The sequence below is a fragment of the Amnibacterium kyonggiense genome (assembly GCF_004364555.1).
Classification (GTDB): domain Bacteria; phylum Actinomycetota; class Actinomycetes; order Actinomycetales; family Microbacteriaceae; genus Amnibacterium; species Amnibacterium kyonggiense.
Window position 1 is genome coordinate 1,254,729 of record NZ_SOAM01000001.1, and the last position, 25,798, is coordinate 1,280,526.

General features: G+C 74.7%; 23 protein-coding genes. 17 read left to right on the forward strand and 6 right to left on the reverse strand.

Going from position 1 to position 25,798, the window contains the following annotated elements; translation table 11 throughout:
• The first annotated feature begins 73 nt into the window (after nt 1-73).
• Genes CLV52_RS06405 through CLV52_RS06430 form a run of 6 tightly spaced genes read left to right on the forward strand, consistent with a single transcriptional unit; the run spans nt 74 to nt 7,007 of the window.
• A complete protein-coding gene (locus CLV52_RS06405; protein WP_133765414.1) occupies nt 74-1,111 on the forward strand; it encodes a substrate-binding domain-containing protein in 1,038 nt (345 codons plus the stop codon).
• A complete protein-coding gene (locus tag CLV52_RS18315; RefSeq protein WP_162850731.1) occupies nt 1,108-2,625 on the forward strand; it encodes a sugar ABC transporter ATP-binding protein in 1,518 nt (505 codons plus the stop codon). The genes CLV52_RS06405 and CLV52_RS18315 overlap by 4 nt, the downstream gene beginning before the upstream one ends.
• Nucleotides 2,622-3,692: an ABC transporter permease gene (locus CLV52_RS06415; RefSeq protein ID WP_133765415.1), complete on the forward strand. Its 1,071-nt coding sequence runs from the start codon at nt 2,622-2,624 to the stop codon at nt 3,690-3,692. Before CLV52_RS18315 ends, CLV52_RS06415 begins: the two co-directional genes overlap by 4 nt.
• On the forward strand, nt 3,689-4,891 hold the full coding sequence (gene mtnK, locus CLV52_RS06420) for an S-methyl-5-thioribose kinase (RefSeq protein ID WP_133765416.1): 1,203 nt from the start codon (nt 3,689-3,691) through the stop codon (nt 4,889-4,891). Before CLV52_RS06415 ends, mtnK begins: the two co-directional genes overlap by 4 nt.
• The gene (mtnA, locus tag CLV52_RS06425) at nt 4,882-5,904 is read left to right on the forward strand and encodes an S-methyl-5-thioribose-1-phosphate isomerase (protein ID WP_246017984.1); all 1,023 of its coding nucleotides are present in this window, start codon (nt 4,882-4,884) and stop codon (nt 5,902-5,904) included. The genes mtnK and mtnA overlap by 10 nt, the downstream gene beginning before the upstream one ends.
• The gene (locus CLV52_RS06430) at nt 5,901-7,007 is read left to right on the forward strand and encodes a RuBisCO large subunit C-terminal-like domain-containing protein (RefSeq protein WP_133765417.1); all 1,107 of its coding nucleotides are present in this window, start codon (nt 5,901-5,903) and stop codon (nt 7,005-7,007) included. Before mtnA ends, CLV52_RS06430 begins: the two co-directional genes overlap by 4 nt.
• Nucleotides 7,008-7,098: 91 nt before the next feature.
• Here CLV52_RS06430 and CLV52_RS06435 read toward each other — a convergent pair whose 3' ends face one another.
• On the reverse strand, nt 7,099-7,563 hold the full coding sequence (locus CLV52_RS06435; protein WP_133765418.1) for a cupin domain-containing protein: 465 nt from the start codon (nt 7,561-7,563) through the stop codon (nt 7,099-7,101).
• Nucleotides 7,564-7,804: 241 nt separating this feature from the next.
• On the opposite strand from CLV52_RS06435, the gene CLV52_RS06440 reads away from it, so the two are divergent.
• The 3 genes from CLV52_RS06440 to CLV52_RS06450 are packed head-to-tail and all read left to right on the forward strand — an operon-like array spanning nt 7,805 to nt 9,802.
• Nucleotides 7,805-8,416: a 50S ribosomal protein L25/general stress protein Ctc gene (locus CLV52_RS06440; RefSeq protein ID WP_133765419.1), complete on the forward strand. Its 612-nt coding sequence runs from the start codon at nt 7,805-7,807 to the stop codon at nt 8,414-8,416.
• 33 nt (nt 8,417-8,449) lie between these two features.
• Entirely contained in the window at nt 8,450-9,043 is a 594-nt protein-coding gene (gene pth, locus CLV52_RS06445; protein WP_133765420.1) for an aminoacyl-tRNA hydrolase, read from the forward strand.
• An 18-nt stretch (nt 9,044-9,061) separates the two neighbouring features.
• On the forward strand, nt 9,062-9,802 hold the full coding sequence (locus CLV52_RS06450; RefSeq protein WP_133765421.1) for an SDR family oxidoreductase: 741 nt from the start codon (nt 9,062-9,064) through the stop codon (nt 9,800-9,802).
• A gap of 33 nt (nt 9,803-9,835) precedes the next feature.
• On the opposite strand, the gene CLV52_RS06455 is transcribed toward CLV52_RS06450, so the two are convergent.
• A complete protein-coding gene (locus tag CLV52_RS06455; protein WP_133765422.1) occupies nt 9,836-10,819 on the reverse strand; it encodes a M23 family metallopeptidase in 984 nt (327 codons plus the stop codon).
• Nucleotides 10,820-11,333: 514 nt separating this feature from the next.
• On the opposite strand from CLV52_RS06455, the gene mfd reads away from it, so the two are divergent.
• The 4 genes from mfd (at nt 11,334) to CLV52_RS06475 (ending at nt 17,485) form a co-directional block, all read left to right on the forward strand.
• Nucleotides 11,334-14,963 (forward strand): transcription-repair coupling factor, encoded by a 3,630-nt coding sequence (gene mfd / locus CLV52_RS06460; protein WP_425455666.1) that lies wholly within the window; start codon nt 11,334-11,336, stop codon nt 14,961-14,963.
• A gap of 364 nt (nt 14,964-15,327) precedes the next feature.
• Nucleotides 15,328-15,597, forward strand: coding sequence for a GyrI-like domain-containing protein (locus CLV52_RS06465; RefSeq protein WP_133765423.1), 270 nt, complete (start codon nt 15,328-15,330; stop codon nt 15,595-15,597).
• A gap of 9 nt (nt 15,598-15,606) precedes the next feature.
• Entirely contained in the window at nt 15,607-16,251 is a 645-nt protein-coding gene (locus CLV52_RS06470; RefSeq protein WP_133765424.1) for a dihydrofolate reductase family protein, read from the forward strand.
• A gap of 52 nt (nt 16,252-16,303) precedes the next feature.
• Nucleotides 16,304-17,485 carry an MFS transporter gene (locus CLV52_RS06475; RefSeq protein ID WP_133765425.1) on the forward strand — a complete coding sequence of 394 codons (1,182 nt, stop codon included), beginning with the start codon at nt 16,304-16,306 and terminating at the stop codon, nt 17,483-17,485.
• Nucleotides 17,486-17,491: 6 nt separating this feature from the next.
• Here CLV52_RS06475 and CLV52_RS06480 read toward each other — a convergent pair whose 3' ends face one another.
• On the reverse strand, nt 17,492-17,857 hold the full coding sequence (locus CLV52_RS06480; protein ID WP_133765426.1) for a VOC family protein: 366 nt from the start codon (nt 17,855-17,857) through the stop codon (nt 17,492-17,494).
• A 72-nt stretch (nt 17,858-17,929) separates the two neighbouring features.
• Between CLV52_RS06480 and CLV52_RS06485 the strand changes: the two genes are divergently transcribed.
• Complete coding sequence (locus CLV52_RS06485; protein WP_133765427.1) at nt 17,930-19,384, forward strand: cation:proton antiporter domain-containing protein; 1,455 nt, start codon at nt 17,930-17,932, stop codon at nt 19,382-19,384.
• A gap of 13 nt (nt 19,385-19,397) precedes the next feature.
• Here CLV52_RS06485 and nhaB read toward each other — a convergent pair whose 3' ends face one another.
• The 3 genes from nhaB to CLV52_RS06500 all read right to left on the reverse strand — a co-directional run bounded on the left by nhaB (nt 19,398) and on the right by CLV52_RS06500 (nt 22,952).
• Nucleotides 19,398-20,927, reverse strand: a complete 1,530-nt coding sequence (gene nhaB / locus CLV52_RS06490; protein ID WP_133765428.1) for a sodium/proton antiporter NhaB — start codon at nt 20,925-20,927, stop codon at nt 19,398-19,400.
• A 133-nt stretch (nt 20,928-21,060) separates the two neighbouring features.
• Nucleotides 21,061-22,449: a serine hydrolase domain-containing protein gene (locus CLV52_RS06495; protein ID WP_133765429.1), complete on the reverse strand. Its 1,389-nt coding sequence runs from the start codon at nt 22,447-22,449 to the stop codon at nt 21,061-21,063.
• A gap of 41 nt (nt 22,450-22,490) precedes the next feature.
• Nucleotides 22,491-22,952 carry a hypothetical protein gene (locus CLV52_RS06500; protein WP_133765430.1) on the reverse strand — a complete coding sequence of 154 codons (462 nt, stop codon included), beginning with the start codon at nt 22,950-22,952 and terminating at the stop codon, nt 22,491-22,493.
• Between the two features lie 44 nt (nt 22,953-22,996).
• Here CLV52_RS06500 and CLV52_RS06505 point away from each other — a divergent pair, with 44 nt between their 5' ends.
• From CLV52_RS06505 to CLV52_RS06515, 3 genes are all read left to right on the forward strand, one after another.
• Nucleotides 22,997-23,503: a GNAT family N-acetyltransferase gene (locus CLV52_RS06505; protein ID WP_246017985.1), complete on the forward strand. Its 507-nt coding sequence runs from the start codon at nt 22,997-22,999 to the stop codon at nt 23,501-23,503.
• A gap of 79 nt (nt 23,504-23,582) precedes the next feature.
• Nucleotides 23,583-25,022: an MDR family MFS transporter gene (locus tag CLV52_RS06510; RefSeq protein WP_211342618.1), complete on the forward strand. Its 1,440-nt coding sequence runs from the start codon at nt 23,583-23,585 to the stop codon at nt 25,020-25,022.
• Nucleotides 25,019-25,660, forward strand: coding sequence for a nucleoside triphosphate pyrophosphohydrolase (locus CLV52_RS06515; protein ID WP_246017986.1), 642 nt, complete (start codon nt 25,019-25,021; stop codon nt 25,658-25,660). The genes CLV52_RS06510 and CLV52_RS06515 overlap by 4 nt, the downstream gene beginning before the upstream one ends.
• The last annotated feature ends 138 nt before the right edge of the window (nt 25,661-25,798 follow it).

Here is a 25,798-nt window from a genome sequence, read left to right on the forward strand (position 1 = left end):
GGGCTCGTTAGCGTCGCGGTCCGGGTCGAGGCCGCACCGCCTCACAGCACGACCCGCGTCGAACGGAGCCTCCATGACCCCGCGCACCCGCCGCCTGCCCACGGCGCTCGCCGTCGCCGCCGCCGCGGCGATCGCCCTGGCCGGCTGCTCGCAGAGCGCCGGCTCGGCCGGCACGTCGTCCTCCGGCGGCACGAAGCAGGTGTCGATCGCGCTCGTGCGCCAGCTCGGCACCGGCGACTACTACGAGCAGTGGCTGAGCGGCGCGAACGCGGAGGCCAAGAAGCTCGGCGTGAACCTGACCACCTTCGACGCCGACGGCGACAACGCGAAGCAGGCGCTGAACCTCCAGCAGGCCACCGCGACGAAGCCCGGGGCGATCATCATCGACCACGGCTTCACCGACTCGCTCAAAGCGCCGACGAAGGCCGCGATCGACGCGAGGATCCCGATCGTCTCCTTCGACGTCGACACCGGCAACAGCGGCGTGACGACGGTCGACCAGTCCGACGCGACGATCGCGAAGGACATCACCGACAAGCTCGTCAGCGAGACCGGCGGGAACGCGCAGGTGATCTACGCCTACGTCGCGGGCTACGCGCCGCTCGACAAGCGCGACGCCGTCTGGAAGGCCGTGAAGGCGAAGAACCCCGGCCTCAAGCAGGTCGCGCAGGTCGGCGTGGTGAACGACTCCACCGCCGCCCAGACCGCCGACCAGGTGAAGGCCGCGCTGCAGGCGCACCCGGGTGTCACCGCGATCCTCGCGCCCTACGACGAGTTCGCGAAGGGCGCCGTGCAGGCCGTCGACGAGCTGAAGCTGAACGGGAAGGTCAAGGTCTACGGCGCGGACATCTCGAACGCGGACATCTCCGCGATCACCGCCGCGGGCAGCCCCTGGGTCGCCACCGCGGCCACCGACCCGGCCAACGTCGGCGCGGTCACCGTCCGCGCCGCCTACCTGAAGGCGACCGGCGGCTCCGTCGACAGCGCGCTCGAGGTGCCGCCCGCCCTCATCACGCAGGACGTGCTCCGCGCGAAGCAGATCACCACTGTGCCCGACCTGGTGAAGGCGTTCCCGGACCTCGCGACGCCCTCCATCGCCGAGGTGAAGTGACGGAGGACCGCACGGTCGTCCTCGCCGCGCGCGGGGTCGGCAAGCGCTTCGGGGAGACGACCGCGCTCGCGGGCGTCTCCCTCGAGGTGCGTGCGGGCGAGGTGCTCGGGCTCGTCGGCGCGAACGGGGCCGGCAAGTCCACGCTGACGAAGATCCTCTCCGGCACGGAGGCGCCGACGAGCGGCCACGTGGAGGTGCGCGGCCGCCGCGTGCGGCTCGCGAGCGCCGAGCAGGCGCGCGAGGCGGGCATCGAGACGGTGCACCAGGACGTCGACGCGGCCCTCGTCCCGGACGCCTCCGTCGCCGAGAACCTCGTCCTCCCGCTGCTCGTCGCCGGCCGGCTCGGCCGGTTCCCGTCCCGCCGTCGCATCCGGGCGGAGGCGGCGCGCATCGCGGCGGACCGCCTGCCCGGCGTCGACCTCGACGCGGCGGTGGAGGACCTCGGCGTCTCCGACCGGCAGCGGGTGCTCATCGCGCGCGGCCTCGCCACCGCGCCGTCGGTGCTCGTGCTCGACGAGCCGACCGCGGCGCTGTCCGTCGACGAGCAGCGGGCGCTGCACGCGACCGTCCGCGAGCTCGCCGCGCAGGGGACCGCGGTCGTCTTCATCACCCACCATCTCGGCGAGACCGTCGCCGTCTGCGACCGGGTCGTCGCCCTGCGCGACGGCGCCGTGGCCGGCGAGTTCGCCGCCCCGCTCGACGCGAAGCGCCTTGCGCACGCGATCCTCGGCGGCCTCGAGGCGACCGCGCAGCGCTCGGAGGTCGCGACCGGCGGCGAGGTCGTGCTCGACGTCGCCGGCGCCCAGGCGCTGCCCGGCGGTCCGGCCATCGAGCTCGTCGTGCGCCGCGGGGAGGTGCTCGGGATCACGGGCCTCCTCGGCTCCGGCAAGACCGAGCTGCTCGAGCAGCTCGCCGGCGTCCGTCCCGTGCTCGCGGGCACGATCTCGATCGACGGCGTCCCGTTCCGGCCGGCCCACCCCGTCGACGCCATCGCCGCCGGCGTCGGCTTCGTGCCGGAGGACCGGGCGCGCGCCGCCGAGCTGCCCGGGTGGAGCGTCGCCGACTCGCTCACCCTGCCCGACCTGGCCCGCTACCGCCGCGGCCCGCTGCTCAGCCGACGCGCGGAGGACCGGGCGACCGCCGACCTCATCCGCGCGCTCGGCGTCGTCTGCTCGGGCCCGCGCGCCGCGATCGAGTCGCTGTCGGGCGGCAACCGCCAGAAGGTCGTCGTCGGCCGCTGGTTCGCCGCCGGCTCGCGCCTGCTGATCCTCGACGAGCCGTTCCGCGGCGTCGACATCGGCGCGCGCGCCGACATCGCCCGCCTCGTCCGCGGCGCCGAGGCGGCCGCGACCGTCGTGGCATCCTCGGATCCGGAGGAGATCCTCGAGGTCGCCGACCGCGTGCTCGTGATGGCGGACGGCGGGATCGTCGGGGAGGTCGACCCCCGGACCGTCGACGCCGAGACCCTCGCCGACCTGATGACGCGGGCCGCGCGCCCGCAGGAGACCGCATGACCCGCACCGCACCGACCGCCCCTGCACCCGGGGAGGTGCTGCCGCCGCCGCGCGAGCCCGGGGCGGCCCGCCGCAGCCCGCTCTCCCGCGTGCGCGACGCGATCTTCCGCTACGGCCTGCTGATCCTGCTCGCCGCCCTCGTCGTGGTCTTCGCGGTGACGCAGCCCGCGTTCTTCACGACGTTCAACCTGCTGAGCATCCTGCTGTCGGTCGCCGTCGTCGCGATCGTCGCGCTCGGCGTCACGGTCTCGATGTCCGTCGACGGGTTCGACCTGTCGGTCGGCTCCACCGTGAGCATCACGGTGATGCTCACGGCGGCGAGCCTCGTCTACTGGGGCCTCGGACCCGTGCTCGCGGTGCTCATCGGCCTCGTCACCGGAACGGTGATCGGCCTGATCAACGGCCTCCTGATCGTGGTCGCGCGCGTGCCCGACATGCTGGCCACGCTCGGCACGATGTTCGTCTTCGCGGGCGGCTCGCTGCTCATCACCGCGGGGCAGTCGATCGCGAGCGGCTCCGGGTACCAGGGCGCCGCGCCGAAGGGGTCCTTCACCGACGCGTTCACCTGGCTCGGGCAGGGCGACGTGCTCGGCGTGCCCGTTCCCGTGATCGTGCTCGTCGTGGTGACGGTCGCGGTCATCCTGTTCCTCGTCCGCACGCGCTCCGGGCGTCTGCTCCGCGCGGTCGGCGGGAACCGGGAGGCCGCGCGACTCGCGGGCGCCCGCGTCGGGCGCCTCCGCGTGCTCGCCTACGTGATCAGCGGCTTCCTCGCCGGCCTCGGCGGCGTGCTGCTCGCCGCCCGGACGGGTCGCGGCGACGTGAACGTCGGTGCCGACTACCTCCTGCAGGCCGTGTCCGCCGCGCTGATCGGCTTCGCCGTGCTCGGCGCGAACCGGCCGAACGCGTTCGGCACCGTCGTCGGCGCGATCTTCGTCGGCGTCGTCCTGAACGGCTTGACCATGCTGAACGCCCCGTACTACGCCCAGGACTTCGTGCAGGGGCTGCTGCTCGTCGGCGCGCTCGTCGTCAGCTTCTCCGCCCTCTTCAACAGGAAGGCGGCACGATGACCGTCGAGCTGCTCACCGTCGACACCGTTCCGGCCTACCTCGCCGCGCACCCGGAGCTCGCCGCCGGGGTCGACCCCGGGACCGCGGCGGTCCGGGAGGTCGGCGACGGCAACCTCAACCTCGTCTTCATCGCGGAGGACGCCGCCGGCGCCTCGGTGGTGCTGAAGCAGTCCCTCCCGTACGTCCGCACGGACCACTCGTGGGCGGTGCCGCAGGACCGGATCTTCGCGGAGGCGCGCGGGTACGAGGACGCGGCGCGGGTCGCGCCCGGCTCGACCGCGGGCTACCACGGCCTCGACCCGGAGCGCCGCCTCATCGCGCTGGAGGACCTCTCCTCCTGGACCGTCTGGCGCACCGCGCTGAACGAGGGGCGCGTCACGCCGGGCGCGGGCGGCGACCTCGGCCGCTACGTCGCCCGCCTCGCGTTCGGCACCTCCGCGTTCGGTCGTCCGGCCGCGGAGGTCCGCGCGGCCGCCGCCGGCGCGCTGAACATCGAGCTGTGCCGGATCACGGAGGACCTCGTGTTCACGGAGCCGTTCCGCGATCACGAGCACAACGGCTGGGACGCGGAGGTCTCGCCGGCGGTGCTCGCGCTGCGCGACGACGCCGTGCTCGCGGAGGTCGCCGAGCTGAAGTGGCGCTTCCTGACGGCGGCCGAGGGGCGCATCCACGGCGACCTCCACACCGGCTCCGTGTTCGTCGCGCCGCCGGGGACCGAGGGGGTGCAGGCGAAGGCGTTCGACCTCGAGTTCGGCGTCTACGGGCCGGTCGCGTTCGACCTCGGCGCCCTCTTCGGCAACGTCCTCCTCGCGCAGTCGCGCGCCGCGGCGCTCGGGCGCCCCGAGGCGTTCCGCACCTGGGTCGCCGGCCTCGTCGGCGAGACCTGGGCGGCGTTCGAGGCCGAGTTCCGGCGCCTCTGGCCGCAACGCGTCGATTCCGCGTTCACCGACCGGTTCCTCGAGGACTGGCTGCGGGAGACGTGGCACCGCGCCGTCGGCTTCGGCGGTGTCAAGGCCGTCCGCCGCGTCGTCGGCTGGGCGAAGGTGTCCGACGTCCAGACGCTCGAGCACGACGAGCGCGTGAAGGCCGCCGGCGCCGCGCTCACGACGGCGCGACGCTGGATCACGGAGCGGCAGGGCATCCCGAGCGCCGCGATGCTCGCGGACGTGACCCGGGAGGCGGTGCTGGCATGGCGGTGACCACCGGATCCTCCGCGGCGGCTGCGCAGGTGGCACCGATGGCGTCGATCGAGTGGACGGGGGAGGGACTCCGGATCCTCGACCAGCGGCGCGTGCCGGACGAGCGGCGGTTCGTCGACCTCGGTTCGGTCGACGCCGTGATCGACGCGATCGCGACGCTCGCGGTGCGCGGCGCGAACGTGCTCGGCACCGCCGGCGCGTTCGGGTACGTCCTCGGCGTCCGCGCCGGGCTCGACCCGGACGAGGTCGCCGCCCGCGTGATCGGCGCCCGGCCGACCGCGGTGAACCTCCGCGTCGCCGTCGGGCTCGCGCACGACGCGCGGCGCCGCGGGGAGGACCCGCTCGACGTCGCCCTCGCCCTCCTCGCGGAGGACCGCGACGCGTGTGCGGCGATCGGCGAGCTCGGCCGCGTCGAGCTCGCGGGCGCCTCCCGCATCCTCACGCACTGCAACACCGGGGTGCTCGCGACGACCGGGCGCGGAACCGCGCTCGGGATCGTCTACGCCAAGGCCGCCGCGGGGGAGCCCGTGGAGGTGCTCGCGACCGAGACGCGGCCGCTGCGGCAGGGCGCTCGGCTCACGGTGTGGGAGCTGCAGGAGGCGGGCGTGCCCGTCACGCTGATCATCGACGCCGCCGCGGCCGCGGCGCTCACCGCCGGCCTCGTCGACGCGGTCGTCGTCGGTGCGGACCGCATCGCCGCGAACGGCGACACCGCGAACAAGATCGGCACGCTCGCGCTCGCGATCGCCGCGCAGCACGCGGGCGTCCCCTTCTACGTCGCCGCGACGTGGAACGCGATCGACGCGGGCACGCCGTCCGGCGCCGCGATCCCGATCGAGCAGCGCGCCGCGGGCGAGGTCATCGGCTCGGGGGAGGGCGCGCCGTCGGCCGACACGAGCGTGTGGAACCCCGCCTTCGACGTCACCCCGGCGTCGCTGATCGCGGGGATCGTGACCGAGCGCGGCGTCCTCCACGCGCCCTTCGGCCCGGCGATCGCGGAGCTCGCGCGATGAGCGTGCGCGCGGTCTACGCGCTCACCGGCGACGTCGGCGACGCGCCCGCGCGGGCGGAGGCGCTCGCGGTCGAGCAGAGCCACGAGTTCCCGCCCGACCTCGCACCCGCGAAGGCGGCGCCCTCCCGCGCGCACGTCGTGTCGGTGGAGGAGGCGGGCCCCGACCTCGCGCTCGCGACCGTCGAGTTCCCCGACGACCTCGTCGGGGACGAGCTGACGCAGCTGATCGTGATGGTGTTCGGCAACTGCGCGCTGCTGCCGGGCGTACGGCTCGTCGACCTCGACGTTCCGAAGGCGCTCGCGGCCGCGGTCGGCGGCGGCCCGGCGCTCGGCGTCGAGGGGGTGCGCCGCGTGCTCGGCGTGCCGACCCGGCCGATCCTCGCGACCGCGCTGAAGCCGGTCGGGCTGCCGGTGGAGGACCTCGCGGCGCTCGGCCGCGCCTTCGCCGAGGGCGGCATCGACCTCATCAAGGACGACCAGGGGCTCGGGGACCAGCGCTGGGCGCCGTACGCGGAGCGCGTGCCGCGGATCGCGGAGGCGATCGCCGAGGGCAACGCCGCGTCCGGCCACGCCGCGCGGTACCTGCCGTGCTTCGACGCGCCGCCGGAGCGGGTCGAGGAGCGGCTCCGCATCGCCGTCGAGTCCGGGGCGGGCGGCCTCCTCGTCGTCCCGGGCGTCGGCGGGCTGCCGCTGCTGCGCTGGCTCGCGCGGAACACCCCGGACGACTTCGTGCTGCTCGCCCACCCGGCCCTGCTCGGCTCGCTCGCGGTCTCGCCGACGGCCGGCATCGCCCCGGACGTGCTGTACGGCCCGCTGCTGCGGCTGTCCGGGGCGGACGCCGCGATCTTCCCCTCCTACGGCGGCCGGTTCAGCTTCACGCCGGAGGAGTGCCGCGCGATCGCCGACGGCTGCGCGCGGCCGTTCGCGGGGCTGGCGCCGTCGCTCCCGACGCCGGGCGGCGGGATGAGCCCGGACCGCGTCCCGGAGCTCGTCGACTTCTACGGCCGGGACGTCGTGCTGCTCATCGGTGGCGAGCTGCACCGCGGCGGCGACCCGAGGGGCGCCGCGGAGCGCTTCCGGTCCCTCGCGGAGCAGCACGCGTAGCGCGGGCTTGCCACTTCGCGGGCCTCGGCCCGGCGTGTCGGTGCCGAGAAGTGGCAAGCCCGCGCCTCCTGCGGGCGGGCGGGCCGCGGCTCTAGCGGCGGACGAACGCCGCGACCTCCGGGGCGGCTGTGAGCGCCGCGTACTCCGCCTCGTCCGGCAGCATCGGGCGGTCGCGGTCGAGCGGCACGATGCACTGGAACCCGAGCGGCTCGTCGCCGGTCGCGCGGAACTGGTGCCACGCCCACGCGGGCACGAACACGAGGTCGTGCTGCTGCAGCGGGACGACGCGATCCTGCACGAGCGCCGCCCCCGAACCGCGGAGCACGACCACCTGATGCGTGTGCTCGTGGTGCTCGAGCGTGGTCCAGCCCCCGGGTGCGACCTCGAAGTACCGCACCTCGACGGCCTGCCCGTCGCCCGCGCCGAACAGCACCCGCCGCGTCACGCCGCGGAACGTGGTGTCGTGCTCCTTGTAGACGAGCTCGTCGACGCCGTCCCAACGGAACGGCTCCGGCTGCGCCCGGAGGGCTTCGGTCGCGGGACGCACGTCGGTCATGCCTCGATGGTCCCTCGCCGCCGCACCGCACGTCCAACCGGGGCGCAACCGCGGGTCATCCGGCCGGTGATCAGGCAGGACGGGGCCTCGCGGTCCGGTATAGTCTCCGGCTGGACTTCGGCGAGGGTCGCAGCACTGCTGCGGCCGTGATCGACGCAGGTCGCCCGGTGACCCGGGCCACTGCGACACCGCCGACCGTATTCGAGCGGGTCGCGCTGCGGCCCCGTGTGGAGGGACCAGCATGGCCGACAAGATCACCGCCGAGGCACGCACCAACTTCGGCAAGGGCGCAGCCCGCAAGCTCCGCGCGGCCGGCCGCATCCCGGCCGTCGTGTACGGGCACGGCACCGACCCGGTGCACATCTCGCTGCCCGCGCACGAGACCGCGCTCATCATCCGTCGCGCGAACGCGGTGCTCGACCTGACGCTCGAGGGCGGCCCGCTGATGGCGCTGGTGAAGGACGTGCAGAAGGACCCGGTGCGCCAGATCATCGAGCACCTCGACCTGATCATCGTCCGCGCGGGCGAGAAGGTCGAGGTCGAGGTGCCCGTCGTGCTCGAGGGCGACGTCTTCCCCGGCACGGTCGCGACGCTCGACTCCCAGACGCTGCTGCTCAAGGTCAGCGCCACCGCGATCCCGGAGCGCCTCGTCGTCGACGTCGAGGGCGCGCAGGACGGCACCCAGATCACCGCCGCGGACGTGACGCTGCCCGAGGGCGCGGAGCTCGCCGGCGACCCGGAGGCGCTCGTCGTGGGCGTCGCGCTCGCGCCGGCCGAGGAGTCGCTCGAGGCCGAGGCGCCCGAGGGCGACGTCGTGCCCGAGGAGGGCACCGACGCCGACGCCGAGTCCTGATCCCGGTCACTCCGATCGACCTGCGGGGAGCCGATGCCTGACGACGCCTGGCTCGTCGTCGGGCTCGGCAACCCGGGCCCGCAGTACGCGGGCAACCGGCACAACGTCGGCCGCATGGTGGTCGACGAGCTCGCCTCCCGCTTCGGCGCCCGCTTCACCCGGCACAAGACCGGGGCGGGCGTCGCGGAGGGGCGGGACCGGCCCGGCGGCACGCGCTTCGTGCTCGCCGCGCCGCAGACCTACATGAACGAGTCGGGCCGCCCGGTCGGCGCGCTCGCGAAGTTCTACTCCCTGCCCGCCGAGCGGGTGATCGTCGTGCACGACGAGCTCGACATCCCGTTCGGCGACCTGCGTTTGAAGACCGGCGGCGGCCACGGCGGCCACAACGGCGTCCGCGACATCGCGGCGGTGCTCGGCACGCCGGAGTTCCCGCGCGTCCGTGTCGGCATCGGGCGCCCGCCCGGGCGCCAGCCCGCGGCGGACTTCGTGCTGAAGGACTTCACGCCGACGGAGCGCACGGAGCTGCCGCTCCTCGTCGGCGATGCCGCGGACGCGGTGATCGACCTCGCGGACCTCGGCCTCGATGCGGCGCAGCAGCGCTGGAACGCGCCCCGCGCCGCGCGCTGACCGGGTGGATCCGAGCCCATGGCGGAGCGCATCGCGATCGTGACCGGCGGCGGTTCGGGCATCGGCGCCGCCTGCGCGAAGGCGCTCGCCGGCGCGGGCTGGACCGTGGCCGTGCTGGGGCGCCGACGTGAGCCGCTCGAGGCGGTGGCGGCGGAGGTCGACGGCGTCCACGCCTTCCCGGTCGACGTCACCGACCCGGACCAGGTCGACGCCGCGTTCGACGCCGTCGCCCGGCGCTTCGGCCGGCTCGACCTCCTCTTCAACAACGCCGGCCGCGGCGGGAGCACCGTGGAGATCGACGAGGTGGACGTCGACGAGTGGCGGCAGGTCGTCGACCTCAACGTGACCGGCACGTTCCTCTGCACCCGTGCCGCCTTCCGGATCATGCGCGGGCAGGACCCGCAGGGCGGGCGGATCGTCAACAACGGCTCCATCTCCGCCCAGGTGCCGCGGCCGCTGTCGATCGCGTACACGGCGACGAAGCACGCGGTCACCGGCATGACGCGGTCGACCTCCCTCGACGGGCGGCGGTTCGGCATCACCTGCGGGCAGATCGACATCGGCAACGCGGCGACCGAGATGACCGCGGGCATGGCCGGCGGCGTCCTGCAGGCCGACTTCGAGCGGCGGCCGGAGCCGACCTTCTCGGCGGAGGACGTCGGCGCCGCCCTCGTCTACATGGCGTCGCTGCCGCCGTCCGCGACGGTGCAGTGGCTCACCGTCGCCGCGACCGGGATGCCGTTCATCGGGCGCGGTTGACACCCTGCCTCTGACGACGCCGGCCGCCCGGCGTCAGCCGAGCGAGATGTGCTTCGCCGCGAAGAACGGCACGGGGTTCACCGCGACGCCGTTCAGATGCACCTCGAGGTGCAGGTGGCAGCCGGTCGCCGCGCCGGTCTGCCCGACGAGCCCGATGACCTGGCCGACCGCGACCCGCTGGCCGGGGTGGACGAGGATCTGCGACTCGTGCGCGTAGCCGACCGCGACGCCGTCGCCGTGGTCGATCAGGATCCAGTTGCCGTACGTGCCCCAGTAGGTCGCCGTCGTGACGGTGCCCGCCGCGGCGGCGCGGATCGGCGCGCCGCACGGGGCGACGACGTCCTGCCCGCGGTGGAAGAGCGCGACACCGGGGACGGGCTGCTCGGGACGCGGACCGAACGGGTCGCCGAGGTGGCCGTTCACGGGCTTCATCCACGCCGGCGCCGCCGCGACGGGGAGCGAGCCGGAGACCGCGTCGGCGGAGGCGCCGCCGCCCTCGACGTCGCCGACCGCGTACTGCTGCACGCCGTCGCTGCTGACGCCGGCGACGGGCGGCGCATCGAGCGCCTCGCTCGCGAACGCGGGCAGGCCCCACAGCACCCCGAGCGCGAACACCGCCGTCGCCGCGAGCAGGCCGCGGATCGGACGGCGGCGCCGACGACGCGGCGCGACGGGCGGCGCGAACTCGACGGGGGCGGGCGGCACCGGCACGGCGACGGGCGTGAGCTGCGAGAAGGGGCGGACCGGGGCGGCCTGCGGCACCGCGCGAGCGGGCGCGGGCCGGAGCTCCTGCGGCGGCGCGGCCGGCGGGGTGCGCAAGCGCGAGCGGACCGGGGGCTGGCCGCCCTGGCGCGGCCCGTCCGGCTGCCGCACGCCCGGGCGCGGTGCGGCGGGGCCGGCGGGCTGCCGGACGACGGGGATGCGGGCCGTGCCGGTCGGGCCGGCGGAGGTCTCCCGGGTGCGGGCGACGGGGAACTGGCCGGTCGCGGCGGTGCCCGTGGGGCGCGGGCGCGGCATCGCCCGACGCGGGTCCTGCTCGGGCGCGGCCGGCCGCGGGGCGCGGTCCGTCGGCTCCTGCGCGGGTCGCGGCGTCCGCGGGTCCTGCGTCGGCCGCGCTGCGCGCGGGTCCTGGGGGAGTCGCGGGCCGCGCAGCTCGCGCGGAGCCTGCCAGGAGGTGCGTCGACCGGGGTCCGGCTGCCCGCCGCCCCCCGTCGTGTCCCCGTCCCCGCGCAGCTCGAGCCCCTTTCCCCGTCCGCCGGGCGCTCGAGGTCCCGACGTGCGAGGACGCTAGGCACCCCCACAACGAGGGGCAGGGACCCGACACGCGTGTCGCACGATTCCCCCGGCGCGCCCGGCGTGTCTTCCGCTCGTCGGATCCGCGAGGCCCTCCGGAGGCCGTCGTCTCCGCCTCCCGGGGCTCCCCGCTGCTGATCGGGTGCTGCGCACCGCCCGATCAGCAGCGGGAGGCCCCGCGCCCGCGCCCGCGCGCACCCGCGCCGCCGCTGTCGGCGCCGCCTCTAGAATTGGATGAGTGAGTCTCGCCGGTCTGCCCCGTCTGCTCAGCCACGCGGACTCGATGAGCGACGCGCTGGTCGCCGCCTCCCGACCCGCCGACTTCTCGGCGACGCCGGGTCTGCACGCGCCGCTGATCGCCGCGCTGCTGCAGCGGCGTCGTGAGCGCGGGGACGCCGACGCGCTGCTCGTCGTCGCGGCGACGGAGCGGGAGGCCGACGCCCTCCGCAGCGCCTTCGAGTGCCTGCTGCCCGACGCCGAGCTGCTCGACCTCCCGGCCTGGGAGACGCTGCCGCACGAGCGGCTGAGCCCCGGCGTCGAGACGGTCGGCCGCCGCCTCCACGCGATCCGTCGGATGCGGCTCTGGAAGCCGGGCGACGCACCGCTCGTCGTCGTCGCTCCCGTCCGCGCGGCGCTGCAGCCGATCGTCGCCGGCCTCGCCGACGTCGAGCCGATCGAGCTGCGGCTCGGGCAGCGCGGCCACGACCTGAACCGCATCGTCGACCGGCTCGTCGCCCTCGCGTACAGCCGGGTCGACCTCGTGACACGCCGCGGGGAGTTCGCGGTCCGCGGCGGCATCCTCGACGTCTTCTCGCCGATCGGCGAGCACCCGGTCCGCGTCGACTTCTTCGGCGACGAGGTCGACGGCCTCCGCGGGTTCTCCGTCGCCGACCAGCGCACGCTCGACCTGCCCGTCGAGCGCGTCGAGCTCGTGCCCGCTCGCGAGCTGCTGCTCACCGAGTCGGTGCAGCAGCGCGCCCGCGAGCTGAGGCACGAGTTCCCGAACCTCGCGCAGATGCTCGCGAAGGTCGCGGAGGGCATCCCGGTCGAGGGCATGGAGTCGCTCGCGCCCGTCCTCGCCGACGGCCTCGTGCCCGTCACCGAGTACCTGCCGGCCGGCGCCGCCGTGTGCGTGCTCTCGCCGGAGCGCGTCGCCAGCCGCGCGGTGAGCCTCGCCGACACGAACAAGGAGTTCCTCCACGCCGCGTGGAGCGCCGCGACGGCCGGGGCGCAGGCGCCGATCGACCTCGAGTCCGGCGACTTCCTCACCGTGAACCGGCTCCGCGAGTCGGTGCCGGACGGCACCTGGTGGACGATCAGCTCCTTCGAGTCGCAGCCGGACGGCGCGGAGTCGGTCGCCGAGCTCGACCCGGCGAAGGCGGCGGCGCTGCTCGCCGACTCGGCCGAGTACCTCCGGGTCAAGGGCGGCGTGACGCCCGTCACCCCGGGTCGGCCCGCCGAGCTGCTCGACCACATCGCCTCCCGGCTCCGCCACGGCTGGTCCGCGGTGATCACCGCCGCCGGCAAGGGGCTCGTGGAGCGCGCGAACGACGTACTCGCCGAGCGCGGCGCCGCGGCGCGCATCGTCGAGCAGCTGCCGGAGGAGCTCGAGCCGGGTCTCGCCTACGTCCTGATCGGCGACCTCGAGACCGGGTTCGAGCAGCCCGAGATCTCGCTCGCCGTGATCAGCGAGCGCGAGTTCTACGGCCGGGCCGCTTCCGTGGACAGCCGCGCCCCGCGGAAGCTCGCCTCCCGCCGCAAGAACGTCGTCGACCCGCTGCAGCTGAAGGCCGGCGACCACGTCGTGCATCAGACGCACGGCATCGGGAAGTTCGTCGAGCTCGTCCGCCGCGAGGTCGCGCCCGTGCAGAAGACCGGCCCGAAGCGGATCGGCGACAAGGCGCCCGAGAAGGTCGTCCGCGAGTTCCTGCTGCTCGAGTACGCGCCTTCGAAGCGCGGCTACCCGGGCGACAAGCTCTACGTGCCGACCGACCAGCTCGACCTCCTCACCCGCTACGTGGGCGGCGAGGCGCCGCAGCTGTCGAAGATGGGCGGGTCCGACTGGGCCGCGGCGAAGGGCCGCGCGCGCAAGGCGGTCCGCGACATCGCCGTCGAGCTCGTGAAGCTCTACTCGGCGCGCATGGCGTCCCGCGGGCACGCCTTCGGCCCGGACAGCCCGTGGCAGCACGAGCTGGAGGAGGCGTTCCCGTTCGCGGAGACGCCGGACCAGCTCGAGACGATCGACGCGGTCAAGGCGGACATGGAGAAGCCGATCCCGATGGACCGGCTGATCTCGGGCGACGTCGGCTTCGGCAAGACGGAGATCGCGGTCCGCGCCGCGTTCAAGGCGATCCAGGACGGCAAGCAGGTCGCGATGCTCGTGCCGACGACCCTGCTCGTCCGCCAGCACCTCGAGACCTTCAACGAGCGGTTCGCCGGGTTCCCGGTGAACGTGCGCCCGCTGTCCCGGTTCCAGACGGACAAGGAGGCGAAGGAGACGCTCAAGGGCCTCGCCGACGGCACGGTCGACATGGTCATCGGCACCCACGCGATCCTCGCGAAGTCGGTCCAGTTCAAGGACGTCGGTCTGGTCATCATCGACGAGGAGCAGCGGTTCGGCGTCGAGCACAAGGACCAGCTGAAGAAGCTGAAGACGAACGTCGACGTGCTCGCGATGAGCGCGACGCCGATCCCGCGCACCCTCGAGATGGCCGTGACCGGCATCCGCGAGATGTCGACCCTGGCCACGCCGCCGGAGGACCGGCACCCGATCCTCACCTACGTCGGCGCGCGCTCGGCCGGGCAGATCACCGCCGCGATCCGGCGCGAGCTCCTCCGCGAGGGCCAGGTCTTCTACGTCCACAACCGCGTCTCCTCGATCCAGCGCGTCGCCGCGGAGATCGCGGAGCTGGTGCCGGAGGCGCGCGTCGCCGTCGCGCACGGGCAGATGGGCGAGCACCAGCTCGAGCAGGTGATGGTCGACTTCTGGGAGCGGAAGTACGACGTGCTCGTGTCGACGACGATCATCGAGACCGGCCTCGACATCGCGAACGCGAACACGCTCATCGTCGACCGGGCCGACAAGTACGGCCTCAGCCAGCTGCACCAGCTGCGCGGCCGCGTCGGACGCGGCCGGGAGCGGGCGTACGCCTACTTCCTCTACGACGCGGAGAAGCCGCTCGGCGAGGTCGCGGTCGACCGCCTGGAGACGATCGCGGCGAACAACGAGCTCGGCTCCGGCATGCAGGTCGCGCTGAAGGATCTCGAGATCCGCGGCGCGGGCAACCTCCTGGGCGGCGAGCAGTCCGGCCACATCGCGGGCGTCGGGTTCGACCTGTACCTGCGGATGATCGGCGAGGCCGTGAGCGACTTCCGCGGCGAGGTCGCGGACGGCCAGACCGAGCTGCGGCTCGAGCTGCCGGTCGACGCCCGGATCCCCGAGCACTACATCGACAGCGAGCGGCTGCGCCTCGAGGCGTACCAGAAGCTGTCCGCCGCGGCCGGCCCGGCCTCCGCGGAGGGTCGCATCGACCTCGTGCTCGAGGAGCTCGTCGACCGCTACGGGAAGGCGCCCGAGGAGGTCGAGAACCTCGTCCGGATCTCGAAGCTCCGCCGCGTCGCGCAGCACGCCGGCCTCTCCGACGTCGTCGCGCTGCCGAAGTTCCTCCGCATCGCGCCGGCGGACCTGCCGGACTCGATGCAGGTGCGGCTGCAGCGGATGTACCCGGGCGCGAGGATCGTCCAGGGCGCGGTGAACGTGCCCTGGCCGCAGACCGCGGGCGAGCCGCTCGCCGACACCGCACTCATCGAGTGGGTGCAGCAGCTCCTCGGCGCGATCTGGGGCAAGGTCCAGCAGCCCGCCGCCTGACCCGCCGCTCAGCGGCTGTCCCGCCCGCCGGTGCGGGCGGGACAGCCGCGCAGGGGCGGGCCTCCTCGCCACCGCCCGGACCCCTGGCGCGCCCTCCGCCGATGCGCGAGGATCGCGGGGATCCGGGCGGCGAGGAGGACGACATGACCGGGATCGACGTCGAGATCCGGAGCGTGCCCGCGCAGCGGGTCGCCACGATCAGCAGGGACGCACCGGGCGTCGGCTCCGAGCACATCGCCCCGGTCGTCGGCCCGATGTTCCCGGAGGTCCTCGAGCGGCTCGTCGCCGCGGGCGTCGCGCCGGGCCCGGCGTCGCGGAGTACGCGTTCGACGGGTCGGTCGTCCACGTCACGGCCGGGTTCGTGGTGCCGGATGCGACGTCGGCCGTCGACGGGCTGCAGGTGCACGTCCTCCCGGCCGTCGACCGCGCGGCGGTCACCGTCCACGCGGGGGCGATGGCGTCGATCGACCGGTCCTGGCAGGCGCTGATGGACGCCGCGGCGGAGCGCGGCGAGACCCTGCGGTCGCCGAGCCGGGAGGTCTACCTCACCGCCGGCGACGTGCCGCAGGAGGCGTGGCGGACGGAGCTCGTGCAGCCGCTCGGCGACGATCCGGGCGTCGGGCCCGCGCGCTAGCGTCGCCGCATGGTCCGGCTGCGCGCGCACGACATCGCGGTGTCCCTCGACGGCTTCGGCACGGGGGAGGGGCAGTCGCTCGAGTCGCCCTTCGGCCACGCCGGCGGGAGGCTCATGACCTGGTTCTTCCCGACCCGCACCTTCGGCGCCGCGATCGGCCGGGACGGCGGGACGACGGGCGTGGACGACGCCTTCGCCGCGCAGTCGTGGAACGGCATCGGTGCCGAGATCATGGGGCGGAACAAGTTCGCGCCGCTCGACCGGCCGTGGCCGGACGAGGCGTGGCGGGGCTGGTGGGGCGACGAGCCGCCGTTCCGGACGCCGGTCATCGTGCTCACCCACCACCCCCGGTCCGACCTGCAGGTCGGGGAGACGACGTTCCTCTTCCGCGACACCTCGCCCGAGGAGGCGCTCGCGGAGGCCACCGAGCTCGCCGGCGGCCTCGACGTGCGGCTCGGCGGCGGCCCGTCGACGGTGCGGGAGTTCCTCGACGCCGACCTCGTCGACCACCTCCACCTCGTCGTCGCGCCGATCGTGCTCGGCCGCGGCGTGCGGATCTGGGACGGTCAGGAGGGGCTCGAGGAGCGCTTCGCGATCGAGACGACCGCGTCCCCCTCCGGCGTCGTGCACCACGTCTTCACCCGCACCCGCTGATCTGCGGGTGCGAGCGCGGGAGGAGCGCCCCCGCACCCGGGAGGATGGGCGGGTGGTGCGCCCGGAGGACGAACGGATCGGCTTCGGAGCGGCCCTCGGGCTGGGCGCCCTGGTGCTGGCGACCTTCGTCGCCGTGACGACGGAGATCGTCCCCGTCGGCCTCCTGCCGCAGCTGAGCCGCGCGTTCTCGGTGCCGGAGGCCGTCACCGGCCTGCTCGTCACCGTCTACGCCGCGCTCGTCGCCGTGCTCGCGGTGCCGCTCACCCGGCTCACGACGCGGCTGCCGCGGAAGCCGCTCCTGCTCGCGACGATCGCCCTCTACAGCGTCGGCAACCTCGTGATCGCGGTGGCGCCGACGTTCGCGGTGCTCTGCGTCGGGCGCGCCGTCGGCGGCGTCGCGCACGCCCTGTTCTTCTCGCTGTCCTCCGCCTATGCGTCCTCCCTCGTCCCGCGGCGGGTGCAGGGGAGGGCGCTCGCGATCGCCGCTTCCGGGGCCTCGATCGGCTACGTGCTCGGCGTCCCGCTGGTGACGTCGATCGGCGCCGCGCTCGACTGGCGGGCGGCGTTCGCGGCGCTCGCGATCGGCGGCGTCCTGGCCGGTCTCGTGACCGCGGGCGCGCTGCCGCCCGCGGGAGCGGAGGACGCCGCGGCCGCCGCGACGCGCGCCCCGCGGAGCCGCTTGGGCGGCGCGGCGGTCGTGAACGCGGTCGCGTTCTTCGGTCACTACGCGCTCTACACGTACGTGTCCGCCGTGCTGCTCCGCGCGGCGGTGCCGGAAGGGGCGATCGGCGCCGCCCTCTTCCTCTTCGGCGCGACCGGTGTCGTCGGCCTGTGGCTGGCCGGCCTGGTGATCGACCGCCGACCGCGGGCCGGCTTCGTCGGCGCGCTCGTGCTCGCCGCGGTCTGCGTCGTCGCGCTGCTCGCGCTGGGCGGCTCGACCGCCGGCACGGTCGCCGCCGTCAGCGCCTGGGTGGTCGGTTTCGGCGCGATCCCCGTCTTCTGCACGGCCGCCTGCCTCCGCGCGCGGTCCGCGAGCCCCGACGTCTCCGCGGCCGTGAACAACGCGGCTTCGAACGTGGGCATCGGGCTGGGCGCCGCGGCCGGCGGGCTCGTGTTCGCGGTCGCGGGCGTGCCCGCGGTCGTCGTGCTGGCGGCCGCCGCCTTCGCGATCGCAGCGGTCCTCGTGCTTGTGCTGCGCCGGTCCTTCCCCGCGCGCCTGCAGGACGCGGGCTGAGCCCCGTCAGTCCGTGAGCACCGAGAAGATGTTGCCGGAGGGGTCCCGGAACCACGCGATGTCCGGGCCGTGCCCGCGCATGGCACCGTCCTCGTCCTGCGGCATGCCCGGATAGCGCTCCGGCTCGAGTCCCGTGGCCCCGAGCTCGCGGATGGCGACCGCGACGTCCGGCACCACGAGGTTCAGGACGGTGAACGACGCCGGCTCGTGGTCCGCCTTCGGGTAGAGGATAACGTGGCCGCCGCCCGGCAGGAGCAGGCGGGCGATGTCGCCGTCCTCCACCTCGAGGCCGACGACGTCGCGCCAGAAGCGCACCGCCTCCGGCACGTCCCGCACCGACATCCCGCCGAACGCACCCGTCGTCGTGAGCATGTGCACACCGTAGACATCCGGGCGGGCGCCCGCCAGGGGCGGCGACGGAGGACGGGTCCGTAGACTTCCTCGGTGGGCGAGACCGAGGTGTTCGCGGTCGTCGTGCTCCTCGCGGCGCTCGCCCTCGTCGCCGCCATCGCGGTGAACGCGCTCGGCAGTCGCATCCGCGTCCCCGCGCCCGCGCTCTTCCTCGTCGTCGCCGCGGTCGTGTCGAACGTCGTCCCGGACCTCGAGCGCATCTCGCTCGTCGTGGACGAGCGCATCGTCACCGTCTGCCTGATCCTCATCCTCTTCGACGGCGGCATGCACATCGGGTGGCGCCGGTTCCGCGCCACGGCCGGCCCGATCACCTTCGTCGGCGCGCTCGGCACCGCGCTCACGGCGGCGGCCGTCGCCCTGATCGCACACCTCCTCCTCGGGCTCGACTGGCAGGCCGCGCTGCTGCTCGGCGCGGCGCTGTCGCCGACCGATCCGGCGGTCGTCTTCGCGGTCCTCGGCCGCAAGGAGGTCGAGGGGCGCAGCGGCACGCTCCTCGAGGGCGAGTCCGGCTTCAACGACCCGGTCGGGATCGCGCTGCTCGGCGTGCTCCTCGCCGCGGGGACGGGAGTCGGCGCCGTCGTCGGCGGCGTCGGCGAGTTCCTGCTGCAGATGGGCGTCGGCATCGCGGTCGGTGCGGTGGGCGGGCTGCTGCTCGGCTGGCTGCAGCGCCGGGTCCGGCTGCCGAACGAGGCGCTGTACCCGCTGCGGACGATCGCGTTCGCCGCGCTGATCTACGGCGCCGCGACCCTGCTGCACGGCTCCGGCTTCCTGGCCGTGTTCCTCGCCGGCATCCTCGTGGGCGACAACCGGGCACCGTACGAGGTGGAGGTGCGCCGGTTCTCGAGCGGTCTCGCGAGCCTGGCGGAGATCATCGCCTTCACCGTGCTGGGCCTCTCGGTGTCGCTCGACGACGTCCTCCGGCCGGACGTCCTCCTGCCCGGCCTGGTGCTCGCTGCGCTGCTCATCGTGGTGATCCGGCCGCTGCTCGTCGGGCCCCTGCTGCTGCCCATCCGCCTCGCCCGGGGCGAGCGCGCGTTCGTGCTCTTCGCCGGGCTGAAGGGCGCCGTCCCGATCCTCCTCGGCATCCTCATCCGCGACGCGGACGTGCCGGGGGCGGAGCGCATCGCGGCGATCATCTTCGTGGTCGTCATCGTCTCGGTGGTCGTGCAGGGCGGTCTCGTGCCCTGGGTGGCCGCGCTGTCGCGGGTGCCGATGCGGGACGTCGAGCAGCAGCCCTACGCCGCCGGCCTCCGCTTCAGCGAGGAGCCGGCGGACCTGCAGCGGTTCGTCGTGCGCCCGGGCTCCGCCGCCGAGGGCGCGACCGTCGCCGACCTCTCGCTCGGGGAGCACGGCTGGGTCAGCCTCATCCGCCGGGGCGGCGCATCGGTGCCGCTCCGAGGCGGCACCCGGCTCGAGGCCGGCGACGAGGTGCTCGCCTTCGCCGAGCCCGGCCTCGACGTCGGCGACCTGTTCCGCGCCGGCGCCTGAGACCGGGCGCGCGTCACAGCAGCAGGGTGGCGGCGAGGAATCCCACGACGGTCATGACCACCGCGTACGGGAGCGCCATCCAGAGCATCCGGACGTAGCCGAGGCGGACGAGCGGCGCGATGCCGGACGTGAGCAGGAACAGGAACGCCGCCTGCCCGTTCGGGGTGGCCACGCTCGGCACGTTCGTGCCCGCGTTGACGGCGATCGCGAGGTGCTCGAACTGCAGGCGGCTGATGGATCCCGCGTCGAACGCCTTCGCCACCTCGCCGATGTAGACGGTGGCGACGAACACGTTGTCGCTGATCGCGGACAGCACCCCGGACGCGGCGAACAGTGCGGCGACCTGCTGGCCGCCGTCGAGCGCGAGCACCGCGCCGATGACGGGCGTGAACAGGTGCTGGTCGTGGATCACCGCGACGATGGCGAAGAACGTGACGAGCAGCGCCGTGAACGGCAGCGCCTCCTTGAACGCGTGGCCGAGCGCGTGCTCACCGGTCACGCCGGTGAACGCGGTCGCGAGCACGATGACGCCGAGACCGATGAGGCCGACCTCCGCGACGTGCAGGGCGAGACCGGCGACCAGCAGCAGCGCCGTGACGATCTGCACGGCGAGCTTCGCCCGGGTCCGCGAGGTGCGGTGCCGGGTGCTCCGCTCGTCCTCCTCCTCGAGCACCCGCCGTACCGACGCCGGGAGCTCCGCGCCGTAGCCGAACCGCCCGGTCCGCTCGAGCAGCGCCGTCATGAGGAGGCCCGCGAGCAGGACCGGGATGGAGACGGGGGCCATGCGCACCAGGAACTCGCCGAACCCCCAGCCGACCGTCTCGCCGATCAGGAGGTTCTGCGGCTCGCCCACGAGCGTCGCGAGGCCGCCCAGCGCCGTCCCGACCATCGCGTGCATCAGCAGGCTGCGGAGGAAGGCGCGGAAGCCGTCGAGGTCGGCGCGGAACGGGTCCTGGACCCCGTCGTCGTCCTCGTGGTCGTGGTCCTCGTCGCGCCGGAGGCCAGACGCGAAGCGGTGGTAGAGCGTGTAGAAGCCCGTCGCGACGGCGATCACGACGGCGGCGACGGTCAGCGCGTCGAGGAACGCGGAGAGCACGGCCGCGGCCCCGGTGAAGGTCAGCGAGAGCAGCAGCTTCGAACGCACCCGCACCACGAGCTTCGTGAACGCCACCATCAGCAGGTCGCGCAGGAAGTAGATGCCCGCGACCATGAAGACGAGCAGCAGGAGCACGGAGAGGTTCGCCCGCGTCTCGTCGTAGACGGAGCCGGGAGTCGTCATCCCGAGTGCGAGCCCCTCGATCGCGAGCAGGCCGCCGGGCTGCAGCGGGTAGCACCGGAGCGCCATCGCGAGCGTGACGATGAACTCGAGCACGAGGAGCCACCCCGCCACGAAGGGGCCGGCGAGGAGCAGCACGAACGGGTTCGCCACGAGGAACGCGACGATCGTGAGCTTGTACCAGCGGGGGGAGTCCCCGAGGAAGTTGCGGCCGAGTGCGGCGGCGGTGGAGCGGAGGCCGGTGGCGGCGGGGAGGGTCTGGACCATGGTCGGGATCCTGTCGTCGGCGGGCACGCTGAACGTGCGCCGACCAGACTTCCCGGCAACCCGCCGTCGAGCCTAGGGCACGGCGACGCGCCCGAAGCGCCTCCGCCGGCCGCGGCGTCGCCGTGCGGCCGGGTCAGCCGAGCTGCAGCGCGAGCGTCTGCAGCTTCGGCTCCCGCACGGGCGTCATCCGGATCTCGCAGCGGATCGCGCCCCGGGCGCCGCGGACGGTCCACGCCAGGTGCGCCGGGGAGTCACTGCGCGCGCCCGCGTCGCTCAGCGGCAGGACGGGCGCGTCGGACGCGAGGGCGACCCGGTCCCGGAGGCGCTCGGCGTGCGCGCGGCGGAGGGCGGAGGTCTCGTCGAGCTCCACGTTGTCGGCGGCGATCGCGGCGACCGCGCCGTCGTCCCAGCTTCGCAGCAGCCCCTCGACGACGTCCCGCGCGGCGGCCGTCTCCGGCCAGAGCACCGGTTCCGCCTCCGGGTCCAGCGCCCCGTCGAGCAGCACCTGCAGCGCCCGCGTCGCGGGCAGCGTCGCGCCGCTGTAGCGGGCGTTCTCCAGCACGACGACGCCGATGCCGCTCGCCGGATGCCAGCGCATGTGCGCGCCGTAGCCGGGGTAGCCGCCGGAGTGGCTGATGACGCGGCCGTGCCGCTCGTGCTCCTCGACGACGAGCCCGAGCCCGTAGTGCGTGGGCGCCGGCCCGGGGACCGGGGTGCGCGGCTCCTGCATCGCGCGCCGCAGGTCGGCCGCGAGCACGGCGTCCCCGTCGTCGCGCCAGGCCGCCGCGAGCCAGCCGGCCCAGGTCGCGAGCGCGGTCGGCGTCGCGATGATCCCGCCGAGGGCGGAGAACGCGCCCGGCTCGGCCCAGGGCTGCTCCACCCACCGGCCCTCCACCCGCGCGTACCCGGGGGCGATCGTCGCGTCGACCCCGCGGTCGTAGCCGAGTCCGGCGAGCCCGAGCGGGTCGATGATCCGCTCGTGCACGAGCCGCGGGTACGGCCGCCCGCCGATCCGCTCGAGCACCCGGCCGAGGATCGCGTAGGCGAAGCTCGAGTACTCGTAGCGGGTGCCCGGTTCGGACACGAGGCGGACGCCGTCCGCGACGAGCGCGTCGAAGTCCGCGGTGGTCATCGACTCCTGGCGGTCCGCCCAGGGGTCGTCGATGGGGATGCCGCCGGCCATCGCCGCGAGCTCCCCGAGCGTCGGTGCGCGGGAGGCGCCGAGCACCGACGCGTCCAGCACGTCCGTGAGCGGCGTCTCGAGGGACAGGGCGCCCTCGGCGACGAAGGTCAGCAGCGTCGCGGCGGTGAAGCTCTTCGTGCAGGAGGCGACGCGGAACGCGGTCCCCGCGTCCGGCACCGGGCCCACGGCCGGGTCGCTCTCCGCGCCGGCGGCGACGACGCCCTCCGGCCCGAAGACCGCCCACGCGGTCGCGGGCGCCTTCCCCTCCCGGACCCGGGTCGCCGCGAGCTCCTCCATCGCGGGGACGGCGAGCGGGAGGCGGTCGACGCGGTACGGCACGCGTCAATCCTTCCATTCCGCGCGCGGCGGACCCGTGCGGCTCAGGGCGTCCCGCGGCGGACGATCGCCCAGCCGGACACGGCGCCGGAGGCCGCCCGCAGGTCGACCCGCACCCGCGCCGGGCGCTCGGTCGCGGTGACGCCGAGCCAGGAGGTCGTCGGCGGTCCCGAGCAGTCCGCGGTGCCGGACAGCCCGAGCGCCGAACCGTCGCCGGCGACGAGGCGCCACGACATCGTGCTGCCGTCGGCGCCCCAGCACGCGACGTCGACCGCGAGCTGGCCGGAGCGCGGCATCGGCGCGGACGGCTCCTCGACCGAGCCGCCGCTCAGGACCGACCGCACGACCTCCCCGGGCAGCTCGGTCGGCGTGACGAGCGGGGTGACCGTCGGCGTGGTCGAGGACGCGGGCGCGGCCGACGTCCGCGGCGCCGCGGGCTGACCGCCGCACCCCGCGAGCAGCACGACCGCCGCCGCGGGCACGACGAGGAGCGCGCGCCGGTTCATGCTCACGATCCTCGCCGAGGAGGCCCGCAATACCCTGGGGCACCGTGACCGTCGTCGTGCGCCCGCTCGAGTCCGCCGATGTCCCCGCCGTGCTGGCGATGGACAACGCCGCCGTGCCGGCGGTGACCCCGCTCGACCGGAAGGAGCTCGGCGAGCTCGTCGCGCTCGCGAGCCTCGCGGTCGTCGCCGAGACCGAGCCGGGGGAGCCCGCGGGCTTCCTGATCGCCATGGACCCCGGTGTCGACTACGGCAGCGAGAACTACCGCTGGTTCCAGGCGCGGAGCGACTCCTTCGTCTACGTCGACCGGATCGTGGTCGCCGACGGGCACCGCGGCACCGGCGTCGGCCGGGCGCTCTACGACGCGGCGTTCGCGCGGGCCCGCGAGTTCGGCCGCTCGGAGGTCGCCTGCGAGGTCAACGTGCGGCCCGCGAACCCGGAGTCGCTCGCGTTCCACGCCCGGCTCGGCTTCGAGCGGCTCGAGGAGCAGGAGACGAAGGGCGGCGCCTACCGCGTCGCCCTGCTCGCCGCGCGGCTGCCGGGCGCCCGCTGACCACGGCCCGGCTGCGGGGGACCTGCACGGTTCCCCAGGCCCGGGAATGTCGGAGCCCGATGCGACCTTGGAGCCCGCGATGACTGCAGAACCAGCGATCTCCCGGCGCGACGTCGGCCTCCGGTCCGAGCGCGGGCCGATCCTCCTCGCCCTGATGCTCTCGACGGGGCTGATCGCGATCGACGCGACGATCCTCGCCACCGCGGTGCCGTCGATCGTGAAGGACCTCGGCGGCTTCGCGAGCTTCCCGTGGCTGTTCTCGGTCTACCTGCTCGCGCAGGCGGTGTCCGTGCCGATCTACGCGAAGCTCGTCGACTCGATCGGCCGCAAGCCGCTCCTGCTCTACGGCATCGGGATGTTCCTGCTCGGCTCGATCCTCTGCGGCTTCGCGCCGTCGATGCTCATGCTCATCCTGTTCCGCGCGGTGCAGGGCCTCGGCGCCGGCGCGATCATGCCGACCGCCATCACCGTCGCGGGCGACATCTACACGCTCGCCGAGCGGGCGAAGGCGCAGGGCTACCTCGCCAGCGTGTGGGCGATCTCGTCCGTCGTCGGCCCGACGCTCGGCGGCGTGTTCTCGCAGTTCGTGTCCTGGCGCTGGATCTTCTTCGTCAACGTCCCGCTCTGCATCGCCGCCGCCGTGCTCGTGCGGCGGTACGAGGAGACGCCGAACCGGTCGCGCCACCGGGTCGACGTGCCGGGCGCGATCCTCCTGACCGCCGGTCTCACCGCGCTGCTGCTCGGCCTGCTGCAGGGCGGCCAGGCGTGGCCCTGGCTCTCGCTGCCGGGCCTCGGGCTCCCGGCGGTCGCGGTCGTGCTCCTCGTCGCGTTCGTGCTCGTCGAGCGCCGCGCCCCCGAGCCGGTGCTGCCGCTCTGGGTGTTCTCACGCCGGCTGCTGCTCACGACCGGGCTGATCAGCGCCGCGGTCGGGGCCTTCCTGCTCGGGCTCACCTCCTACATCCCCAACTTCCTCGAGGCGGTCGGCGGCGCGTCGCCGCTCGAGTCCGGGCTCGCCCTCGCGCTGCTCACGCTCGGCTGGCCGATCGCCGCGTCGAACGCGGGCCGGTTCTACCTCCGGCTCGGCTTCCGTCCGACGGCGCTGATCGGCTCCTCGGTCGCGCTGGTCGGCGCGGTCGGGATCCTGCTCGTCACGCCGCTCGCGTCGATCTGGGCGACCGGCGCCGCGTGCCTCGTCGTCGGGCTCGGCCTCGGCACCGTCGCGACGCCGACCCTGATCGCCGGGCAGTCGAGCGTCGGCTTCGCGGACCGCGGCGTCGTGACGGGGTCGAACACGTTCCTCCGATCGGTCGGGTCCGCGGTCGGCGTCGCCGTGTTCGGCGCGATCGCGAACGCCGTGCTCGCGGGCCGGACGTCGCCGGCGGCGGTGGGCTCGGCGTCCGGCGCGGTCTTCCTGGGCGTCGTGGTCGCCGGCGCGCTCCTGCTGGTCGCCGCCCTCGTCATGCCCGCGTTCCGCGCCGAGCACGCGGCGCAGCCGGAGGCCGAGGGCGCCGCCGCGTGACCGAGCTCGATCGCCTCGTCGCCGTGATGGCGCGGCTCCGCGCCCCGGGCGGCTGCCCGTGGGACGCGGAGCAGACCCACGAGTCCCTCGTCCGATACCTCATCGAGGAGACCGCGGAGCTCGTGGAGGCCATCGAGACGCGCGACGCGACCGCGATGCGCGAGGAGCTCGGCGACGTGCTCTACCAGGTGCTCTTCCACGCCGACCTCGCGGCCGCGACACCGGGGGAGGGCTTCGACATCGAGGACGTCGCCCGCGACACCGCCGCGAAGATGATCGGCCGGCACCCGCACGTGTTCGGCGACGCGGAGGCCGCCGACGCGGACGCCGTCGTCGAGGTGTGGGAGGCGCAGAAGCGCCGCGAGAAGGCCGATCGCACGAGCGTCCTCGACGGCGTCCCGATGCAGATGCCGTCGCTGCTGCTGGCCGAGAAGCTCGTCGGCCGCGCGGCGCGGGCCGGCCTCGAGGTGCGGCCGTCCCGCGAGGTGCCGGAGGACGAGGAGGCGCTCGGCGACGCCCTCCTCGACACCGTCGTCGCCGCGGCGGCGAAGGGCCTCGACGCGGAGCGCGCCCTCCGGAGCGCCCTCCGCCGCTTCACGGCGACCATCCGCGAGGCCGAGGCCTCCGAGCCGGAGTGATCCCGTCGGACGCCCGTCTTGTCGCATCACGCCCGGGTGCGCGGGGAACATCCGGAACGCGGGCGGGATCCGACGAAGCGGGCGTGCAAGTCAGCCCGTCCTGTCGCATCACGCCCGGGTGCGCGGCGACGAGCACCG

Bases quoted from the DNA above. Each gene is read 5' to 3' on its own strand.
- pth (WP_133765420.1), top strand. From the start codon at position 8,450: ATGCCTGACGACGCCTGGCTCGTCGTCGGGCTCGGCAACCCGGGCCCG.
- mtnA (WP_246017984.1), top strand. From the start codon at position 4,882: ATGGCGGTGACCACCGGATCCTCCGCGGCGGCTGCGCAGGTGGCACCG.
- CLV52_RS06480 (WP_133765426.1), bottom strand. From the start codon at position 17,857: ATGCTCACGACGACGGGTGCGTTCGGCGGGATGTCGGTGCGGGACGTG.
- CLV52_RS06415 (WP_133765415.1), top strand. From the start codon at position 2,622: ATGACCCGCACCGCACCGACCGCCCCTGCACCCGGGGAGGTGCTGCCG.
- CLV52_RS06450 (WP_133765421.1), top strand. From the start codon at position 9,062: ATGGCGGAGCGCATCGCGATCGTGACCGGCGGCGGTTCGGGCATCGGC.
- CLV52_RS06430 (WP_133765417.1), top strand. From the start codon at position 5,901: ATGAGCGTGCGCGCGGTCTACGCGCTCACCGGCGACGTCGGCGACGCG.
- CLV52_RS06440 (WP_133765419.1), top strand. From the start codon at position 7,805: ATGGCCGACAAGATCACCGCCGAGGCACGCACCAACTTCGGCAAGGGC.
- CLV52_RS06500 (WP_133765430.1), bottom strand. From the start codon at position 22,952: ATGAACCGGCGCGCGCTCCTCGTCGTGCCCGCGGCGGCGGTCGTGCTG.
- CLV52_RS06470 (WP_133765424.1), top strand. From the start codon at position 15,607: ATGGTCCGGCTGCGCGCGCACGACATCGCGGTGTCCCTCGACGGCTTC.
- nhaB (WP_133765428.1), bottom strand. From the start codon at position 20,927: ATGGTCCAGACCCTCCCCGCCGCCACCGGCCTCCGCTCCACCGCCGCC.
- CLV52_RS06405 (WP_133765414.1), top strand. From the start codon at position 74: ATGACCCCGCGCACCCGCCGCCTGCCCACGGCGCTCGCCGTCGCCGCC.
- CLV52_RS06435 (WP_133765418.1), bottom strand. From the start codon at position 7,563: ATGACCGACGTGCGTCCCGCGACCGAAGCCCTCCGGGCGCAGCCGGAG.
- CLV52_RS06510 (WP_211342618.1), top strand. From the start codon at position 23,583: ATGACTGCAGAACCAGCGATCTCCCGGCGCGACGTCGGCCTCCGGTCC.
- CLV52_RS06455 (WP_133765422.1), bottom strand. From the start codon at position 10,819: ATGCCGCGCCCGCGCCCCACGGGCACCGCCGCGACCGGCCAGTTCCCC.
- mtnK (WP_133765416.1), top strand. From the start codon at position 3,689: ATGACCGTCGAGCTGCTCACCGTCGACACCGTTCCGGCCTACCTCGCC.